At 60.4% G+C, this 13,170-nt stretch carries 11 protein-coding genes; 3 read left to right on the top strand and 8 right to left on the bottom strand.

The features are described 5' to 3' along the window. Positions 1-221: 221 nt before the first annotated feature. Genes GHO41_RS17400 through GHO41_RS17390 form a run of 3 tightly spaced genes read right to left on the bottom strand, consistent with a single transcriptional unit; the run spans position 222 to position 2,837 of the window. Entirely contained in the window at positions 222-1,403 is a 1,182-nt protein-coding gene (locus tag GHO41_RS17400; protein ID WP_153373827.1) for an acetyl-CoA C-acetyltransferase, read from the bottom strand. Positions 1,404-1,429: 26 nt separating this feature from the next. After that, positions 1,430-2,089, bottom strand: coding sequence for a CoA transferase subunit B (locus GHO41_RS17395; protein WP_048369231.1), 660 nt, complete (start codon positions 2,087-2,089; stop codon positions 1,430-1,432). A gap of 49 nt (positions 2,090-2,138) precedes the next feature. Further along, positions 2,139-2,837 (bottom strand): CoA transferase subunit A, encoded by a 699-nt coding sequence (locus GHO41_RS17390; RefSeq protein ID WP_048369230.1) that lies wholly within the window; start codon positions 2,835-2,837, stop codon positions 2,139-2,141. 135 nt (positions 2,838-2,972) lie between these two features. Between GHO41_RS17390 and GHO41_RS17385 the strand changes: the two genes are divergently transcribed. Further along, positions 2,973-3,863, top strand: coding sequence for a LysR family transcriptional regulator (locus GHO41_RS17385; protein ID WP_153434227.1), 891 nt, complete (start codon positions 2,973-2,975; stop codon positions 3,861-3,863). A 78-nt stretch (positions 3,864-3,941) separates the two neighbouring features. Here GHO41_RS17385 and GHO41_RS17380 read toward each other — a convergent pair whose 3' ends face one another. Then, positions 3,942-5,180: an MFS transporter gene (locus tag GHO41_RS17380; protein WP_153326503.1), complete on the bottom strand. Its 1,239-nt coding sequence runs from the start codon at positions 5,178-5,180 to the stop codon at positions 3,942-3,944. A 76-nt stretch (positions 5,181-5,256) separates the two neighbouring features. Here GHO41_RS17380 and GHO41_RS17375 point away from each other — a divergent pair, with 76 nt between their 5' ends. Further along, positions 5,257-6,078, top strand: coding sequence for a helix-turn-helix domain-containing protein (locus tag GHO41_RS17375; protein WP_153434229.1), 822 nt, complete (start codon positions 5,257-5,259; stop codon positions 6,076-6,078). Between the two features lie 72 nt (positions 6,079-6,150). Here GHO41_RS17375 and GHO41_RS17370 read toward each other — a convergent pair whose 3' ends face one another. The 4 genes from GHO41_RS17370 to GHO41_RS17355 all read right to left on the bottom strand — a co-directional run bounded on the left by GHO41_RS17370 (position 6,151) and on the right by GHO41_RS17355 (position 11,997). Beyond that, positions 6,151-7,335 (bottom strand): acyl-CoA dehydrogenase family protein, encoded by a 1,185-nt coding sequence (locus GHO41_RS17370; RefSeq protein ID WP_153434226.1) that lies wholly within the window; start codon positions 7,333-7,335, stop codon positions 6,151-6,153. Next, the gene (locus GHO41_RS17365) at positions 7,328-8,692 is read right to left on the bottom strand and encodes an MFS transporter (protein WP_153434225.1); all 1,365 of its coding nucleotides are present in this window, start codon (positions 8,690-8,692) and stop codon (positions 7,328-7,330) included. Before GHO41_RS17365 ends, GHO41_RS17370 begins: the two co-directional genes overlap by 8 nt. 6 nt (positions 8,693-8,698) lie before the next feature. Next, positions 8,699-11,203: a TonB-dependent siderophore receptor gene (locus tag GHO41_RS17360; RefSeq protein ID WP_153326497.1), complete on the bottom strand. Its 2,505-nt coding sequence runs from the start codon at positions 11,201-11,203 to the stop codon at positions 8,699-8,701. Between the two features lie 92 nt (positions 11,204-11,295). Then, on the bottom strand, positions 11,296-11,997 hold the full coding sequence (locus tag GHO41_RS17355; RefSeq protein WP_048369225.1) for an enoyl-CoA hydratase/isomerase family protein: 702 nt from the start codon (positions 11,995-11,997) through the stop codon (positions 11,296-11,298). Positions 11,998-12,143: 146 nt separating this feature from the next. On the opposite strand from GHO41_RS17355, the gene GHO41_RS17350 reads away from it, so the two are divergent. After that, on the top strand, positions 12,144-13,169 hold the full coding sequence (locus GHO41_RS17350; RefSeq protein ID WP_153391120.1) for an alcohol dehydrogenase catalytic domain-containing protein: 1,026 nt from the start codon (positions 12,144-12,146) through the stop codon (positions 13,167-13,169). The last annotated feature ends 1 nt before the right edge of the window (position 13,170 follow it).

The raw sequence follows: 13,170 nt of genomic DNA, 5'->3' as shown, positions 1-13,170 counted from the left end.
CCACTTTGCGCTTTTCAAAGTGGCACGGCGTAAGGCCGGAACCCTAAGTGGCCGTTGCCGCAGCAACGGATATGTACAAAAAATCCTCTCTAATCAAGAGCATCCCTCACCCTAGCCCTCTCCCGAAGGAGAGGGAACCGATTGGGGGATGCTGAAGATATTCGCTGGCCTGTTTGCTCCGCGACAGCGCTGCGTCGAAGACGGGGCGGCCACTCCTGCGGTTAGCTGCGCTCGATGGCCAGGGCCACGCCCTGACCGCCGCCGATGCACAAGGTCGCGAGGCCTTTTTTGGCATCACGCTTGATCATTTCGTGCAGCAACGACACCAGCACGCGGCAGCCTGACGCTCCAATCGGGTGGCCCAGGGCAATGGCGCCGCCATTGACGTTGACCTTGTCCATGTCCCATTCCAACTCTTTGCTCACTGCCAGTGCTTGCGCGGCGAAGGCTTCGTTGGCTTCGATCAGGTCCAGTTGGTCGAGGCTCCAGCCGGCTTTTTTCAAGCAGGTGCGGGTTGCCGAAACCGGGCCGATGCCCATGATGGCCGGGTCGACACCGGCGTTGGCGTAACCGGCGATTCGGGCCAGCACGGGCAGGCCCAAGGCTTTGGCCTTGTCGGCGCTCATCAGCACCACGGCAGCAGCGCCGTCGTTGATGGTCGAGGAGTTGCCAGCGGTGACGCTGCCGTCTTTTTTGAACGCAGGCTTGAGTTTGCTCAAGGCCTCGGCGGTGATGCCGTCGCGCGGTTGTTCATCAACCTTGAACGAAATTGGCTCGCCTTTGCGCTGAGGAATCTGGATGGGGGTGATCTCGTCGGCAAAGCGCCCGGACTCGATGGCCGCAATGGCTTTTTGTTGCGACGCGGCGGCGAAGGCGTCCTGTTGCTCGCGGGTCAACTGGTATTTGTCCACCAGATTCTCGGCGGTGATGCCCATGTGGTAGTCGTTGAACGCGTCCATCAGGCCGTCTTGCAGCATGCTGTCGAGCATTTTCGCGTGACCCATACGCAGGCCGGTGCGTGCGGCCGGCAGTACGTACGGCGCCAGGCTCATGCTTTCCATGCCACCGGCGATGATGACCTCGGCATCGCCGCAGCGAATCGCCTGGGTGGCCAGGTGCAGCGCCTTGAGGCCCGAACCGCAGAGTTTGTTCAGGGTCAGTGCCGGTACGGCGTGGGGCAGGCCGGCGAGGATAGACGCCTGACGCGCCGGGTTCTGGCCGCAGCCCGCAGTGAGCACCTGGCCAAGGATCACTTCGTCAACCTGCTCGCCTTTGAGACCGGTGGTTTGCAGCAGTTGACGAATGACGGCAGCGCCGAGTTCGGCAGCCGGAATGTTGGCCAGCGCGCCCTGAAAACTGCCAATGGCCGTGCGGGTGGCGGCAACAATGACGACTTCTTGCATGACTTCTCTCCTTAAATAGTGGCGGATCAGGCGAACTGCATTTCCGGGACATGGTCTGGAACGATCAATTTACCGGCTGTTTTGCTGACGATTTCTTCAACGCTGACGCCGGGCGCCCGCTCTTTGAGGATGAAGGCGCCGTCTTCGATTTCCAGGTAGGCCAGGTCAGTCAGCACCCGCTTGATGCACCCGGCGCCGGTCAGCGGCAGGCTGCAGCGCGACAGCAGTTTGGATTCGCCGTCTTTGGAGGCGTGGGTCATGGTGACGATGATGTTGTCGGCACCGGCCACCAGGTCCATCGCGCCGCCCATGCCCTTGACCAGCTTGCCGGGGATCATCCACGAGGCGATGTTGCCGTGCACGTCGACCTCAAAGGCGCCCAGCACCGTGAGGTCAATGTGGCCGCCGCGTATCATCGCGAACGACTCGGCAGACGAGAAAATCGATGCGCCGGTGCGGGCAGTGACGGTTTGTTTGCCGGCGTTGATCATGTCGGCATCGGCTTCACCCTTGCGCGGGAAGGCGCCCATGCCGAGCAGGCCGTTTTCCGATTGCAGCATGACTTCCATGCCGTCGGGGATGTAGTTGGCAACCAGGGTCGGGATGCCGATGCCGAGGTTCACGTAAAAGCCGTCCTGCATTTCGCGGGCGACGCGCTGAGCCATTTGTTCGCGGGTAAGGGCCATTATTATTCTCCGTGCTCTGAATCCAGAGCTTAAGGCTGGGGGCAGGGGATCAAGAGCGCTCAGTGAGCTGTTCGATACGTTTTTCAAACGTGCCGCAAATGATCCGGTCGACGTAGATGCCAGGGGTGTGGATCTGCGCCGGGTCCAGCTCGCCGGGTTCAACAATTTCTTCGACTTCAACCACGGTGATCTTGCCCGCGGTAGCGGCCAGCGGGTTGAAGTTTTGCGCGGTGTGGCGGTAGATCACGTTACCGAAATGGTCGGCTTTCCAGCCTTTGACGATGGCAAAGTCGCCGGTGATGGACTCTTCCATCAGGTAGTCGCGGCCTTTGAATTTGCGGGTTTCCTTACCTTCAGCGACCGGCGTGCCTACGCCTGTGGCAGTGAAAAACGCCGGGATACCCGCACCGCCAGCGCGCATTTTTTCTGCGAGGGTGCCTTGGGGGGTAAGTTCGACTTCGATTTCGCCGCTGAGCAGTTGCTTCTCGAACAGCGCGTTTTCGCCCACGTAGGAGGCGATCACTTTGCTGATCTGGCGGTCTTCCAGGAGGATGCCGAGGCCGAAACCGTCGACGCCACAGTTGTTGGACACCACGGTCAGATCACGGGTGCCTTTGCGTTTGATCTCGTTGATCAGGTTCTCGGGGATGCCGCACAGACCAAAACCGCCTGAAATCACGGTCATGCCATCTTCGAGCCCGGCCAGCGCTTCCTCGTAGGACGCTACGCGCTTATCAAAACCTGCCATATGCACCTCTTTTATTATTGATGGGTGATGGTGTGTCGAATGGTACGAGTGTTACTCCACTGGATTGATTTGTTAAATTGATTTTTGCGGTTGATTGATAGATAAATCGAAATAATAAAACACGAGAGCACGCCCATGACGGTGAAACAGATCCGCGCCTTCCTTGCCGTGGCGCAAAGCCTGAGCTTTGCCGTGGCCTGCGAGCGCCTGCATTTATCGCAATCGGCCTTGAGCCTGACCATCAAGGCGCTGGAAGAAGGCCTGGGCGGACGTTTGTTCAGCCGCACCACGCGCAACGTGGCCCTGACCCCCGAAGGTCAGGCGCTGTTGCCGCGGGCACGAAAGCTGGTGGCGGACTGGGACAACGCAGAAGACGAAATGCGCCAACTGTTCACCTTGCAGCGTGGGCGGGTGACGTTGGCGGCGATTCCGTCGTTTGCCTGCAACCTGCTGCCGCCCATCCTCAAGCATTTTCGCCTGCGCTATCCAAAGCTCAATGTCACGGTCAACGACGTCATCAACGAGCAGGTGCTGGAAATGGTTCGTGATCGCCAGGTTGAACTGGGGGTCGCGTTTGAACCGGCGCCGGGTTCATCACTGACGTTCACTCCGTTGTACATCGACCGTTTTGTGGCGGTGGTGCCCAGTGACAGCCCGCTGGCGAATGCCACAGTGATTGACTGGGAAACCTTGCTGGAGCAGCCATTTATCACCCTGCAACGGCCGTCGGCGGTGCGGGTGCTGCTGGAAGAGCATTTACAGGCGCGGCAGATGAAATTGCCGGTGGAATTTGAAAGTCATCAACTGGCTACTGTCGGGCGCATGGTCGCCAGCGGGTTGGGCGTGAGCGCCGTTCCGGCCCTGTGCGTCGAGCAAATGCGCGAGTTGGGTGCGCGTTGCATTACCTTGCATGAGCCTATCGTCGAGCGGGCGATGGGTGTGCTGACTAAGCCGGGGCATGAACTGTCAGCGGCCGCGCAGGCACTGTTCGACAGCCTGCTGGATGAGTGGAAATCTGTCCTGTAGGAGCGAGCTTGTCTCGCGATCTTTTGATCTTGAAAAGATCGCGAGGCAAGCTCGCTCCTACAGGGGTTTATTTAAGGCTTATACCTTTTTTGTTGACGGCAACAAGATGGTCAAAATGCCCAGCAACGGCAGGTACGAACACAGCGAATACACGTACTCAATGCCGTGAATGTCCGCCAAATGACCGAGCAGAGCCGCGCCGATGCCGCCAAAGCCGAACATCAGGCCGAAGAACACACCGGCGATCATGCCGACATTGCCCGGCACCAGTTCTTGCGCATACACCACGATGGCCGAGAATGCAGAGGCCAGAATAAAGCCGATGATCATGCTCAGAATGCCGGTCCAGAACAGGTCGACATAGGGCAACGCGAGGCTGAACGGCGCTGCGCCGAGTATCGAGAACCAGATCACCGCCTTGCGCCCGATCTTGTCGCCAATCGGGCCGCCAAAGAAGGTGCCCGCTGCCACCGCGCCGAGGAACAGGAACAGATACAGCTGGGAGCTGGCCACCGACAGGTCAAATTTTTTGATCAGGAAAAAGGTGAAGTAGCTGGTGAAGCTGGACATGTAGAAGTACTTGGAGAACACCAGCAACGCCAGCACCACCAGGGCACCGGTCACGTGTTTTTTCGACAGGCCGTGGGTGGCCACGCTGCCTTGCTTGAGCTTGAACAGGTTGAGGTGGTGGCGGTACCAACGGCTCAAGCCGAACAGGATCAAAATGGCAAAGGCTGCAAACAGGCCGAACCACGCCACGTTGCCCTGACCGTAAGGGATGACGATGGCTGCTGCCAGCAACGGGCCGAAGGCACTGCCCGCATTACCGCCGACCTGGAAGGTGGATTGTGCCAGGCCATAACGCCCGCCCGAAGCCAGCCGCGCAACCCGCGAAGTCTCGGGGTGAAAGGTCGAGGAGCCCACGCCGATCAGCGCCGATGCCACCAGAATTGAGGTGAACGAGCCAACAAACGCCAGCATCAAAATGCCAATCAAGGTGCACACCATGCCCGCTGGCAGTAGCCACGGCTTGGGGTGGCGGTCGGTGTAATAGCCGACGCCCGGTTGCAGCAGCGAAGCGGTTAGTTGGAAGGTCAGGGTAATCAGGCCGATTTGGGTAAAGCTCAGGTCGTAGTTGGCCTTGAGCATCGGGTAAATCGACGGCAGCACGGCTTGAATCAGGTCGTTGATCAGGTGGGCAAGCGCGCAAGCGGCGATCACGCGCATGACCAACGGGCTGGACTGGCTGCTGACTGAGGCACTGGGACTGCTGCTGGGGCTGCTGGTAGCCGCCGGGGTCGTACTTGTTATAGACATCGAAGATCATCCGGGCAGGGAGTAAGGACACGGGATGCACGCAGGCAAACCAGCGGCTATCCTAGGTTTCGCGAAATTGCCTGTCTCGCGCAATTCGGGCGCTCACTGTCGCAAAAAGGGAATCATGATCAAACCGCTGAAAGAATTTCTGCTTGAGGTCGATGAAGCGCACTGGACAGTGAGCTGCAGCGCTACCGATTACCCGGCCGACTGGGTAATCGCGCCGCATTCCCACGCCAAGCATCAACTGCTGTATGCCATTGAAGGGGTAATGGTGGTGCACTCGGCGTTAAGCCAGTGGACGGTGCCGCCCAGTCGTGGCATCTGGATGCCCTGTGGTCAGGTGCACTCGGTGCGATGCGTTGGCCCGCTGAAAATGCGCAGCGTCTATGTTCGGCCCGAGGTGGTGGCGCAACTGCCGACACAGACCCGTGCTGTGAGCATTTCTGCGCTGTTGAGTGAACTGATCAAGGCCTCGGTCGACATCCGTGCGCCTTACGAGGCTGACTCGCGAGAAGACCGCATCATGAAGCTGATTCTGGATGAACTGGCGATTTTACCGGTGCTGCCGTTGCACCTGCCGCAGCCGCTCGACCCGCGCATCCAGAGCATTTGCAGCGTGTTGCAGCGTGACCCTGGCGACGGTTCGACCCTGGCCGACTGGAGTGCCCGGCTGGCGCTGGATGAAAAAACCATCCAGCGGCTGTTTCACAAGGAAACCGGCATGACCTTTGGACAATGGCGCCAGCAATCGCGGTTGCTGCTGGCGTTGGAGCGCATTGCCGTCGGCGAAAAAATCATCGATGTCGCCGGGGCTCTGGGCTACGACAGCCCGAGTGCATTCACCACCATGTTCAAAAAGCAATTCGGCAAAACACCGAGCAATTTCTTCAAATAACACCATCCCGTAGGAGCGAGCTTGCCTCGCGATCTTTTGATCGTTTAAAAAGATCGCGAAGCCAATCAGGGCTTAATACGTAAACGCGATCGGTGGGTGGCGGCCGTTGAGCAGGAACTCGCCAATCGCCTTGTATTTGTAAGCCAGCGAATCATGGGTGGTGTGGGTACGGGCGTTGCGCCAGTGGCGATCGAAGTTGTGCAGGCTTTGCGTGGTGGCTGCGCCGCCGACTTCATACAAACGCTCGCAGACATGCAGCGCCGCACGGGTGGAAGCGATTTTTGCTTCGGCCACGTCGATGGAAGCTTTCGCCAGGACCGCTTCCAGTTCATCGCCTTGCAGCAGGCCCTGTAACTGGCTGCGAGCGGCGAAGTCGACAGCCGCTGCGGCTTTCTCAACCAGCGCTTCGGCGCCGTGGATGCAGGCGGCAAGGTCGCCAATGGTGTGCAAAATGTACGGATCATCACTGGCCCGCTGCACACCGCTTTCACGCACCGGCCGTGAGCCGTTGCGCGCCCATGACACCGCGTCGTCCAGCGCTGCCAGGCCAATGCCGATGTCGATAGAGCAATGGATCAGTTGCGCGCTGGCGCCAATGTAATTACGTCGTTGATACCACTGGCTCAAAGGAATTACCTGCTCGGGCGCTACCTGCACGTTTTCCAGCAGAGTGCTGCCGCTGGCCGTGGTGCGCTGGCCCATGCCGTCCCAGTCATCGAGCAGGGTGATGCCCGGTGTATTGGCCGGGAGCATGACGTACAGAGCTGCGCCGGTCTCGTCCACGGCCTGGATTTTCAGCAGGTCGGCAAACAGGCAGCCGGTGCTGTAGAGCTTGCTGCCGTTGAGGATCAGTTGCTCGCCACGACGTTCGAGACGGGTGTGGATCTCGCCGCGAAAAGTGCCGCTGCGTTCGGCAATGGCACCCGATGACAGTTGGCGGTCTGCGAAAGCCCCCAGGTAACGGGCCTGTTGCTCCGGGTTGGCGATCAGGCGCAGGTGCTCGACGGTAGCGAAGTGCGGAAAAATAGCCTGGGCCACACACGGGTCAGCCTTGGCCAGGGTAATGAAAATACGCGCCACATCGACTTGGCTGATGTCACCACCGCCCAGTTCGGCGGGCACCCGCGCGGCACCCAGCCCTGACTGGCGGATCAACTCGATTTGTTCGTGGGGCAGGGAGCGCTCGGCATCGCGTTGCGCAGCGCCAGGCTGGATCTGCGCTGCCAGTTGTGTGGCCAGGGCGACGTAGTCAGTCATGTGTTTTTTCCAGGGTTGAAGGGGCGTCGCGCAAGGCTTTGCGCGGTACGCCGAAGAACAGGATCAAGGCGCCGCTGGCGACCATGGCCGCCACGATATAGAGGGCCAGGCGAATGTCGCCGGTGGCGGTTTTGATCTGGCCGATCATGATCGGGGTCAGCAGGCTGCTGATTTGCCCGCAGCAATTGACCATGGCCAGGCCCGCTGCTTTTGCCCGGTCCGACAGGTAGTACGTAGGGATGGTCCAGAACACCGCCGTGGCGCTCAGGTAGCCGGTGGTCATCAGGATCATCGTCGCCACGGTTGCGGTCGGGCTGCCCAGGCATTGCGGCAAGATCAACATGGCCAGCGCCGCCAGCAGACCGGGCACGGTGAAGTGCCAGCGCCGTTCCTGCTGCTGGTCTGAGTGGCGACACACCAGCAGCATCACGCCTACGGCGATGACGTAGGGCAGGGCTGAGAGCAGGCCCAATTGGCTGAGGCTGGTAATGCCCGAGTCACGGATGATCGACGGTGCCCAGATGTTGGTCACATTGCCGGTACTCATGATGGTCAGGCAGTAAGCGAGCACGATAAACCAGACTTTGCGGTCTTTAAGCGCACCCAGAAAATGCTGATGGCCGCCCGGTTGGCGGCGTCCGCGTTCCTCGGCCAACGCTTGCTCGATGCGCCGTTTTTCATCCTGGCTGAGCCAGCGTGCGTCGGCCGGGCGGTTGTCCAGCCAATACCAGGCGAACAGCCCGGCGAGAATCGGCGGCAAGCCAGTCAACACGAACAGCCATTGCCAACCGTGGAACCCGGCCACGGTATCGAAGTGGCTCATGATCGACGTCGACAGCGGCCCGCCGATAATCCCGCACACGGCAATCGCCATGATGAACCTTGAGGTGATCCGCGCCCGGTGACTGGCCGGAAACCAGTACGTCAGGTATAGGATCACCCCCGGAAAAAACCCCGCCTCGGCGGCGCCCAGCAGCACGCGCAGTACATAGAATTGCGCGGGCGTCTGGGCAAAGGCCGTCGCCACGGTCACCAGCCCCCACAGGATCATGATGCGGGTCATGGTCTTTTTGGCGCCGATCTTTTCCAGCAGCAGATTGCTGGGGATTTCGAACAGCAAATAGCCGATGGAGAACACCCCGACAATGATGCCGAAGGTGGCATCACTGATGTTCAGGTCGGTTTTGAAGCACAGGTGGGCAAAGCCAATATTGACCCGGTCCAGCCAATTGAGCACAAAACACAGAAACAAAAAGGGCATGATCCGCCAGGCAAGCTTGCGGTACAGGGCCTGATCAAAACCCTCGGCCGCACGCGGCGAGGAGTGAGTGACGGGCGAGGCAATGGGCGGATTCATGGGCAATTACCAGCTCACGTCGACTTTGGCGAAGTAGTACGCGCCGTCCAGACCATAGGGTGAGTACCAGCTGTAGGTCGGGTTGTCGGTGGGGGCGAAGTAGTACTTCTTGGCTTCGTCGTTAAGCTGCTGCGGGCGACGGTTGAAGATGTTTTCGCCGCCCACGGTCAGTTTCACCGCGTCGCTCAGCCAGTAGCCCACGCTCAGGTCGGTGATAAACGCCGGGTCGATTTTTTCGTCGCGGGTCGGCGACACCTGGTTCAGGCCGGTGACGCCGGTGTAGTGGGTTTCTTTGAGGTTGACGTCGAAGTCGCCCAGTTGCCACGCGGTGTTCAACGAGGTGACGTTTTTCGGGTAGGCGCTGGTCAGGTTGCCGATCTTGTCGCGGCCCACGGCGGTCACGCCGGTGCCGGCCAGTGCGGCGGGTTCCTTGACTTTGCGCACGGTCTGCAAGCTCTGGTTGCTGAGCAGGGTCCACTTGACCTTGCCGTACTGGCCGAAGTCGTAGCGGTAGTCGGCCACCAGGTCGATCCCGCGGGTGCGGGTGTCGGCCAGGTTGCCGAAGTACGAGACGATCTGGTTCGGGTCCAGGCCTTTGCTTGCCAGCAGGTTGGACACGGCCGGGCCTTGCAGGTTGCTGGTTTGCAGGATGCGGTTGTTGATGTCGATCTGGTACAGGTCGACAGTGATGTCCAGGTTGGAGGTTGGCGTGGCGACAAAGCCGACGCTGTAGTTCATCGATTTTTCCGGCTTCAGGGCTTTGGCGCCCAAGGCCTGACCGGCCGCATCATCGACGGTGACGTAGCGCGTCACGTTCTGTTCAAGTTGCCCGGTGAGGGTGTTGGCGCGCCAGGCTGTCAGCGACGACGAGTAGTATTCCTGCTGCAAGGACGGCGCCCGGAAACCGTTGCTCACCGTGCCGCGCATCGCAAATTGCGGGGTGAAGGCATAGCGGGTCGAGAGCTTGCCGCTGGCGGTGTCGCCAAAGTCGCTGTAATGCTCAAAACGCCCGGCCACGCTGGCATCCCACTTGTCGGTCAGGCTCTGGCTGAAGTCGACGTAGCCTGCAGTGTTGGTGCGCGAATAGTTATGCGCATCTGCCGGGGTAAAGCCGGTCAGGCCCGGTGCACCGGGGTTGGGGCGCTGGCCTGCCAACGGGCTGCCGACCGGGAACACGTAGCCACCGTCGCCATAAGAAGCCAGTTCGCCGGACTGGATCTCGAAGCCTTCGCGACGGAACTCAAGACCGGTCGAGACGTTCAACGGTTTCTCGAACAGACCGGTGTCAAAGGCGCGGGTCAGGTCGAGGTTGTTGGTCCACTGGTTGGCAATCAGGTTGCCGCCATCCATGTTGCGCGGGCTGTCTGGCCCGAAAGACGGGTTGATCGACTTTTCATTGCGGATGTTGGCGTTGTCCTGGCCGAAACTGGTGCTCAGGTCCCATTTCCAGCCGAAGAGGTTGTCGTTGCGCAGGCCCACCACGGTCTGGAAGTCATCCTCTTCGACCACAAAGCGCGGCGAGAAGCCGTCGGGGTACACCGAGACGATGTTCTGCGGTGAGCTGGCGGTGCGGTAGGTGCCCCAGCTCTCGGAGTTGCGATGGCTGGCAGTGGAGAACGAGTACAGCGTGTAGTCCGCGTTGAGCGGCAACTCCATGTTGTAGGCCAGGTTATAGGTTTGCGAGCGCGGCTGGCCCATGATCTGGCGGTAGCGGCTCTCGCCGTTTTCCCGTGGGTCAGGCTGGCCGTTGACCGGGAAATAGATGCGGGTGCGCGCTGGTACGGCACCGGCCACGTTGGAGTTGTCTTGAATGCCGAGGTCGGCACTCAGGCTGAAAAAGCCATCGTTGGGCAGTTCAAAGCCCTGGTTCACCGACGCCTGACCGCGTGCGCCGAAGTTGCCTTTGCCGCCCACGCGGTCTTTGAACTGGCCGTACAGGGCGCTGCCGCTGCCGCCCGAGCTGTTGCTTTTAAGAATGATGTTGATCACCCCGGCAATCGCATCCGAGCCGTATTGCGCAGCCGCGCCGTCACGCAGCACTTCGATGTGATCCACCGCCGAAATCGGGATCAGGTCCAGGTCGGTGGGCGACTGGCCGCTGGCCGTGGCCGCCGTCTGGACGAAAATCAGCGAGGTGGTATGGCGGCGTTTGCCGTTCACCAGCACCAACACATGGTTGCCGCCTAGTCCGCGCAGCGTGGCGGACTTCACTGACAAGCCGGTGCCGCCGGTAAACCCGGCGGCATTGGTGTACGACGGCACCGCAGCGGCCAACGCGTCGCGCAGGTTTTGTTTGCCCGAACGCATCAAATCGTCGGCGCTGATCACATCAATCGGCGCAAGGCTCTTGGCCACAGTGCGGCCGCCGTCACGGGCACCGGTCACCACCACGGTTTGCAGTGAAGGCGTGCTCGACTCTTCGGCGAGCGCAGGCTGGCTGGCGTACAGACCGAGAATCCCGACGGTCAGCAGGCTCAGCTTGGGGCGGAAATTTTTACGTGGGCGAAACATGGTGAGGCTCCAAAAATGATTGGCGCCCGCTTTCCATTCCTGGTGGTGGGTGTTCCTGACAGGTCGTGGTGGCGAGTAAGTGTTATGGGCTGTCAGTGAGGTTGCATTACGTCGGTTCGGGCCTCGTCGATCAAGGCCAGATGCTGTTGCAGGCGGTTGTTGCGATTGGCCAACAGCAAGCGTTTGGTCCATTGCATGGCGCGTGAGTCATGGGCTGCCAGACGCCGGGCGAGGTCCAGTGCGGCGGCGATGGAGTCGTCGACCACAGCATTGACCAGCCCCAGTTCAAGTGCTTGTGCGGCATCGAACGGGCGTGCGCTGAGCATGATATCCAGCGCCGCCGCTTCGCCGATCAGGCTGGGCAGGGTGACGGTGCTGAAACCAGAGAGCATGCCATGACCGACTTCGGGAAAGCTGAAGCGGGTGTCGTGCCGGGCAATGCGAAAATCGCAGTGAATCGCCAGGCTGATGCCCAGGCCCAGTGTATGGCCCTGCAACGCGGCGATCACTGGCTTGGTCAACGGGGTGCCCACGCCGGGCAGCGAATTGGCCAGTACCTGTGTGCTGACAGTCTCACCCGTGGCGGCAATTTCCTTGAGATCGGAACCGGCGCAAAAGGCCCGTTCACCGGCACCGCGCAGCACGATGGCGCGCACTGCGCAGTCTCCTTGCGCACGCTGCCAGACCTGCGCGAGGGCCAATTTGGCAGCACCGTTCAAGGCATTCAAGCGCTCCGGGCGATTGAGCGTGACCAGTAAAACGCCGTCTTCAACTATTTCGTACTCGACAGTCATGGCTTCGATTCAGTGTCGTTTTAAGGAAAACGCATTGCCACTTGAGCTCTGCGTCAAAGTGAGCAAAACTTAAATCATGTGCACAATACAAACAATGTGTTTGTTATATGAACATATTCTTATGTACTTCCATATGGTTATAAAAGATGAAAGCAATCGTTCTAAAAGATTTCGGTGGCCCCGAGCAGTTGCAGCTTGAGACGGTGCCGACGCCACAGCCAGACGCCCATGAAGTGCTGGTGCGCATTGAAGCCGCTGGTGTGTGTCATCACGATTTGATGCACCGCGCCGGCAAGTTGCCGGGGGCGCATACCGGTGTGGTGCTCGGTCATGAAGTGTCGGGCGAGGTGGTTGAAGTGGGTGCCCAGGTGCATCACTTGAAAGTCGGCAGCCGCGTGGTGGTGTACCAGCGACGTTTTTGCGGGCAGTGCCGTGACTGCCTGCGTGGGCGTCAGGACTTGTGCCGCGCTTTAGGTTTGCCCTCTGTCGACACCGAAGGCGCATATGCCCAATACCTGCGCGTACCTGCGGCTTCAGCAGTGCAATTGCCGGACAGCATTGGCTATGCCGATGCCGCCCTGGCGTGCTGCCCGATCGCCACCAGCGTGCGTGCGCTGGTGTCGCAAGCGCAGCTCAAACCGGGTGAAACCGTATTGATCAACGGCGCCAGCGGCGGGTTGGGTGCGCATCAATTACAACTGGCGCGCTCGCTGGGCGCGCGGGTGATTGCAGTGACTGGCAGCGCTGACAAAGTGGACTTTTTGCGTGCCTTGGGTGCCCATGACGTAGTGGTGGCGGGCAGCGAAGGCTACAGCGCCGCCGTCTGGCAACTGACCGAGCGCCAGGGGGTCGACGTGGCCATGGAGAACGTCGGACACACCTTGCACGACACCTTGCGCAGCATGGCGATGGGCGGGCGCGTGGTGGTGCTGGGCAATGTGCAGCCGGGCACGGTGCCGGTGTCGCCGGGGCTGTTGATTGGCCGACGCCTGAGCCTGCTTGGCTCCGGCAGCGCAACGCTGGAGGATTTGCGCACTGCGCTGGCAATGATTGCAGCCGGTCAGGTCCGGCCTTTGATCGACCGGGTGCTGCCGTTTACCGAAGTGGCTCAGGCCCACGCCTTGCTCGAAAATCGGCAGGTCAATGGCCGCATCGTCCTCAGTGGGTGGTGAG

The sequence above is a fragment of the Pseudomonas sp. FSL R10-0399 genome (assembly GCF_009600165.1).
Lineage (GTDB): Bacteria > Pseudomonadota > Gammaproteobacteria > Pseudomonadales > Pseudomonadaceae > Aquipseudomonas > Aquipseudomonas helleri.
Note: the sequence above shows the minus strand (reverse complement) of the source record. Positions and strands in the feature narration are given on the sequence as shown.